Source organism: Pseudomonas citronellolis (assembly GCF_029335315.1).
Taxonomy (GTDB): domain Bacteria; phylum Pseudomonadota; class Gammaproteobacteria; order Pseudomonadales; family Pseudomonadaceae; genus Pseudomonas; species Pseudomonas citronellolis_A.
Genome location: NZ_JARJLT010000010.1, coordinates 1 through 5064 on the forward strand (window position 1 = coordinate 1; position 5064 = coordinate 5064).

The 5064-nt window shown below is 71.2% G+C and carries 4 protein-coding genes; 3 read left to right on the forward strand and 1 reads right to left on the reverse strand.

What is annotated here, in order from left to right:
- Together P3W75_RS00760 and P3W75_RS00765 are read left to right on the forward strand one after the other, a co-directional pair.
- Nucleotides 1-2188: TonB-dependent receptor (locus P3W75_RS00760; RefSeq protein WP_276225456.1), on the forward strand; the 2188-nt coding region annotated here is incomplete at its 5' end.
- A gap of 8 nt (nt 2189-2196) precedes the next feature.
- On the forward strand, nt 2197-3606 hold the full coding sequence (locus P3W75_RS00765) for a PepSY-associated TM helix domain-containing protein (protein WP_276225457.1): 1410 nt from the start codon (nt 2197-2199) through the stop codon (nt 3604-3606).
- Here the strand turns inward: P3W75_RS00765 and P3W75_RS00770 are convergent.
- Complete coding sequence (locus P3W75_RS00770) at nt 3582-4703, reverse strand: ATP-NAD kinase family protein (protein ID WP_276225458.1); 1122 nt, start codon at nt 4701-4703, stop codon at nt 3582-3584. The genes P3W75_RS00765 and P3W75_RS00770 overlap by 25 nt on opposite strands.
- 187 nt (nt 4704-4890) lie before the next feature.
- Between P3W75_RS00770 and P3W75_RS31815 the strand changes: the two genes are divergently transcribed.
- The coding region (locus tag P3W75_RS31815) for a PA1571 family protein (RefSeq protein WP_346429845.1) at nt 4891-5064 on the forward strand (174 nt) is incomplete at its 3' end.

Below are 5064 nucleotides of genomic sequence, written 5' to 3' on the forward strand. Positions count from 1 at the left end.
AACCCCGGCCCGACTGGCCGACGTGGTGGTCAGCGCCGACAGCCAGGGCGCCCTACCCGCCGCCCTCGCCAGCGCCCCGGCCGTGGTCGAGAGCCGCAGCGCCGAACAGCTGCGCGAGAGCACCAACCTGGTGACCGCCGCCCAGGCCCTGAAGTACCTGCCCAGCCTCGAAGTGCGCGAGCGCTACATCGGCGACCGCAACGGCATCCTCGCCACGCGCACCACCGGCACTATCTCCAGCGCGCAGTCGCTGGTCTACGCCGACGACCTGCTGCTCTCCAACCTGCTCGGCAACAGCTACAGCTTCCCGCCGCGCTGGGGCCTGGTGACGCCCGCCGAGATTTCCCGCGTCGACGTGCTCTACGGCCCGTTCAGCGCGCTCTACCCGGGCAACTCCCTGGGCGGTGTGGTGACCCTGGAGACGCGCATGCCGACGCGCCCGGAGCTGCACGCCGCGATCACCGGCGCGCGCCAGGACTTCACGCTCTACGGCAGCCATGACGACTACGCCACCGGCGACGTCAGCCTGGCCGCCGGCGACCGCCGCGGCCCGCTGTCGGTCTGGGTGTCCTACGACCACCTGGACAGCCAGGGCCAGCCGATGAGCTATGCCACCGCCGGCCTGTCGAGCAAGGCGCCGAGCACCGGCGCGCCCAGCGCCAGCGGCGCGCACCAGGACACCGACCAGAACGGCAAGCAGCGCCTGGTGTTCGGTGGCTACGCCATCGACCACACCCAGCAGGACCAGGGCAAGCTGAAACTGGGCCTGGACCTGAATGACGACGTCAGCGCCGTCTACACCCTGGGCCTGTGGTCGAACGATTCGCACACCGGCGTCGACAGCTACCTGAAGGACGCCGGCGGGCGCACCTTGTACAACGGCACGGTCAACATCGACGGCCACGCGTACAAGGTCTCCGGCCTCAACCCCAGCCGCACCGACGAGCTGCACCTGCTCAACGGCCTGTCCTTCGCCAGCCACAGCGGCGGCCTCTTCGACTGGCAGGCCTCGGTCAGCGACTACCGCTACCTCGACTCCGCCACCCGCACCGCCGCCAACTATGGCCAGAGCCAGGCCGGCACCCGCCAGGTACAGGACGGCACCGGCTGGCAGACCGGCGAGCTGCGCGGCATCTGGCGCCCCGAGGCGCACGAGGTGACCTTCGGCTACCACATCGACGACTACCTGCTGAAGCAGCGCACCTACCAGCTCGCCGACTGGCGCTCCGGCGGCGACGGCGCCAAGGTCGCGGCCTCCGGCGGCGAAACCCGCACCCAGGCGCTGTACCTGCAGGACGCCTGGCGCTTCGCCCCGCGCTGGAGCCTGACCCTGGGCGCGCGCGCCGAGCACTGGGAAGCCTTCGACGGCTTCAACCGCGACGCCACCACCACCCCGCAGGTGGCGCGCTACGAGGACCAGCAGCGCAACGACATCTCGCCCAAGGCGGCGCTGGCCTTCGACATCAGCGAGGCCCTGCAGACGCGCTTCTCCTTCGGCCGCGCGGTGCGCTACCCGACCGTGGGCGAGCTGTTCCAGCAGATCAACAGCGGCACCCAGCTGGTGCAGAACAACCCCGACCTCAAGCCCGAGGACGTGCGCTCCTACGACTGGACCACGCAATACGGCTGGGACCGCTACCTGCTGCGCGTCTCGCTGTTCCAGGAGGAACGCCACGACGCGCTGTTCGCGCAGACCGACACCAGCGTCAGCCCCAACGTCACCCGCGTCGACAACATCGACCGCGCCCGCCTGCGCGGCATCGAGAGCGCGCTGGACGCCAGGGACGTCGGCCTGGCCGGGCTGGACCTGTCGGCCAGCCTGACCTGGACCCAGGCGCGGATTCTCGAGGACGCCCTCACCCCGGCCGCCGAAGGCAACGACTACCCGCGCATCCCGCGCTGGCGCGCCCGGCTTTCCGCCGTCTACCACCAGGATGCGCGCCTGACCTACGCCCTCGGCTACCGCTACGCCAGCGCCGCCTACGGCACCCTGCTGAACAGCGACGACAACCACGACACCTACGGCGGCATCAGCCGCTACAGCGTGTTCGACGTCAAGGCCAGCTACCGCGTCGACGAGCACCTGACCGCCTCGGCCGGGGTCGACAACCTGGGCAACGAGAAATACTACGTCAGCCACCCCTACCCGCAGCGCACGGCCTTCCTCGGCCTGAGCTACGACTACTGAGGGCCGCCATGCACGCCACCACCCCCTCCCGCGCCGCGCTGTACCGCCTGATCTGGCGCTGGCACTTCTACGCCGGGCTGTTCTGCATCCCGTTCATCCTCGCCCTGTCGCTCACCGGCTCGGTGTACCTGTTCCGCCCGCAGATCGACGCGTGGCTCGACAGCCCCTACAACCAGGTGGACGCCAACGCCACACGCCTGCCTCCCAGCGAGCAGGTGCGCGCGGCCCTGGCCGCCGTGCCCGGCGCGCGGCTGAACGCCTACCAGTTGCCGGAGGGCCCGCACGACGCCGCCCAGGTGCTGGTCGGCAGCGGCGAAAGCCTGTACCGCGTGTATGTCGACCCGAGCAGCGCGCAGGTACTGCACAAGGTCGCCGAGGACCAGCGCTTCAGCCGCCTGCTGTTCCACCTGCACGGCGAACTGCTGATGGGCCGCCTCGGTTCGCTGCTGGTGGAGCTGGCGGCCTGCTGGACGGTGCTGTTGCTGGTCACCGGCCTGTACCTCTGGTGGCCGCGCGGCAGCCGCCTGGGCGGCGTGCTCTACCCACGCCCGGGCCAGCGCGGACGCCTGTTCTGGCGCGACCTGCACGGGGTGACCGGGTTCTGGGTGTCGCTGCTGGCCCTGCTGCTGATCCTCAGCGGCCTGCCCTGGGCGACCTTCTGGGGCGGCGCGCTGAAGCAGGTCCGGCAATGGTCGGCGCAGCACGCGGTGCAGCAGGACTGGACCACCGGCCGCGCCGAGGAAATGTCCCGGCGCCGCGCGCAGAACACCGCGCCGGGCGACGAGCACGCCAACATGCCGGGCATGCGCCAGGCCATGCCGGATATGCCCGGCATGCCCGCTATGCCGCCAGCGGCGCCGGACTACGCCAGCCTGGACCGGATGCTGCCCACGGTTCGGGCGTTGAACCTGCCCGCCCCGGTGCTGCTGGCACCGCCCTCGGGCATGGCGGCGCAGTGGACGGCGCGCTCGGACGCGGCGAACCGCCCGCAGCGGGTCAACCTGGTGCTGGATGCGCAGAGCGGCGCTGTGCTCGAGCGCGTCGACTTCGCCCAGCGGCCGCTGCTCGATCGCGTCATCGGTTATGGCGTGGCGGCCCACGAAGGCCAGCTGTTCGGCTGGGCCAACCAGGCGCTCGGGCTGTTCACCACCCTCGGCCTGGTCTGCCTGGCGCTCAGCGCCCTGGTGCTCTGGTGGCGGCGCCGGCCGCAGGGCCTGCTGGGCGCGCCGGCGGCCCTGGGTGGCGCGCGTTACCCGGCGCCGGCCTTCGCCGTGCTGGTGCTGCTGGGGCTGTACCTGCCGCTGCTGGGCGCCTCGCTGCTGCTGGTCTGGCTGCTGGAGCGCTGCCTGCTGTCGCGTATCGCGCCGCTGGCGCGCTTCCTCGGGCTGGGCCGCTACAGCGCCTCAGCCACCGGGTAGAGCAGTTCTTCCTTGTAGCCGGCCCACACCCGCAGCACGTCGGGGAAGCTCGCGTCGAGCACCGGGTCGCCGCTGTCCACCAGCAGCGGCCGGCCTTCCAGGGTGCCGAGCTTGCGCTTGGTGGCCACCACCCGCAGGTGTTCCAGGCCGACGGCCTGCAGCACCCGCGGGCTGATCTGCTGGTTGCCGCGGCCGATCACGTGGCCCTGGCCGCCGATCACCGTCACCAGCAGCCGGCTGGGATAGTCGTCGACCAGGGCGAACAGCTCCTGCTCGGTGACATTCAGGGCGATCACCTCGCCGTTCTCGATCACGTCCACGCCCAGCAGGGTGGTCTCCAGGCCCAGCTCGCGGGCCAGGCCGTGCAGCGTCGAGCCGGGGCCGAAGACGTAGCGCACGTCGTTCTCCCAGGTGTCGCGCAGCCAGTCGGCGAGGTCCACCAGCACCAGTTCCTCGGTCTCCATCCCGGCCTGCTTCACGTGCTGCATGAAGCGGCCCTCCTCCGGCACCGTCAGCTCGGCGTACCAGCGCGCCGCTACCCGACCCTCGCGCAGCGCGGCCTCGTCGAGGTCGCGCACCTCGCCCTGGGCCAGGCGCACCAGGCCGCCCTCCACCAGGCGCCGGGTCAGTTCGCCGGCCGCACGCGGGCTGATCGCATAGACCCCGGAATGAATCTTCACCCCGGCCGGAATGCCCAGCACCGGCTGGTTTTCCCGCGCCACCGCGGCGACGTCGCGGGCGGTGCCGTCGCCGCCGGCGAAGAGGATCAACGCCACCCCGGCGTCCTGCAGCAGGGTCACGGCGCGGCGGGTGTCCTCGGCACTGCTGGTCTCGCGGGCCAGTTCGCCGATGACCTCGAAGGCAAAGCCCATGTCGGCCAGCAGGTCGCCGCCCATCGGCCCCGGAAAGGTCAGGAAGCGCAGGCGCTCGCGCAGCGGCAGCAGCGCCTCCAGGGCCAGGCGCGTGCGCTCCGCCGCGCGCGGCGTGGCCCCCAGCGCCAGGGCCTGCGCGGCGACGCCGTCGCTACCCTTGAGCGCGGCGGCGCCGCCGATACCGGCCAGCGGATTGATGATCAGGCCCAGGTGAAATCCGTCCATACTCAACCTCAAAGGACTTTCCCACGACACACCAGGTCCGGGAGGGACCGGCTCATAACAAGCATTCACCGCCCCCGCCGCCCGGCTCAAGCCCGCGGCTTCGGCAGTCGTTTCACCCGATGCTCTGTCACCGGGTCTTCATGTGATTCTGCCTAGACTGCAGCAGCTTTCGATGAGGAGTTTGGCCATGAGCTTGCACCCGACCCACGACAACGCCCCGCGCCGCGATTCCCCACGCCCCGCCCCGGACCAGCCGGTGGGCGGTTCGATCATCGACGCCCAGGGCCGCGAGATACCGATCACCGAGGACATGATCCAGCGCGCCTGTCGCGAACTGGAAAACAGCTGCGTGCAGCGGCGA

Bases quoted from the DNA above. Each gene is read 5' to 3' on its own strand.
- P3W75_RS00765 (WP_276225457.1), top strand. From the start codon at position 2,197: ATGCACGCCACCACCCCCTCCCGCGCCGCGCTGTACCGCCTGATCTGG.
- P3W75_RS00770 (WP_276225458.1), bottom strand. From the start codon at position 4,703: ATGGACGGATTTCACCTGGGCCTGATCATCAATCCGCTGGCCGGTATC.